The following is an 820-nucleotide window of genomic DNA, read 5'->3' on the forward strand; positions in this document are numbered from 1 at the left end:
GCATAGCCAAACCAGGCGTACGCATCACCTACCGCACGCAAGGCCCCAACACCCTCTCCATAACCGACGATGCCACCACGATCGCCAACATGCGCGGTGTCCTCGAATCCACCAACACCACCGACCTGCTTCAAGGCCGCCAACGACGTCTTCTTCAAAGAAAGCACCGGTTCCAAACCGGCAGTGCGCACCCAAGTCATCGTCACCCTCAACGAGCTAGACCAGATCATTAACGGCGAGGGCGATGAAATAGAGCTCAACCTCACCAACGGCGGGCGAATGACCGGGGCGGAATTCTTAACCCACAAGTTTGCTGAAATAGGGTATGCCACCATCGTGCACCCTATTGAAGGACCCATCGACACCTGGCGGCTAGAGCGTGGAGCAAACTTCAAACAACGCCTTACCCTGCATGCTGAATTCCACACCTGTTCAAGACCAGGCTGTAACAAGCCGGCTGATTACTGCCAAGTCCATCACCTCATCCCCTGGCAGGCAGGAGGCTACACCAACATCAAGAACCTGACCTTCCTGTGCGCCTACCACAACGGGATTAACGATGATGACCCACAAAGACCTACCGGGCGCGGCTACATGTACCGGCTCAACACCGGGGTGGCCTTCATCCCACCCTGGGGTACACCAATAACAGCAATGCCGGAATACCAAGAAGCAGTAGCCAGACTCAACGCCGAACAAGCAGGACAGCCACCAGAGGAACCACCCGACAGCAGCTAACACCCACCAAACACAGCAACGGCAGAAAGGACAGCGCCAACCACCGGCCCCGCCAACCGAAAGATGGTTGACGGGCACATCG

1 pseudogene is annotated in these 820 nt (G+C 57.0%); it reads left to right on the forward strand.

From position 1 onward, the window contains the following. Positions 1–738 (forward strand): annotated as a pseudogene (locus tag HMPREF2912_RS11335) (HNH endonuclease signature motif containing protein); the annotation flags it as partial. Positions 739–820 lie beyond the last annotated feature (82 nt).

It is taken from the genome of Corynebacterium sp. HMSC056E09 (genome assembly GCF_001813425.1).
Classification (GTDB): Bacteria; Actinomycetota; Actinomycetes; order Mycobacteriales; family Mycobacteriaceae; genus Corynebacterium; species Corynebacterium hesseae.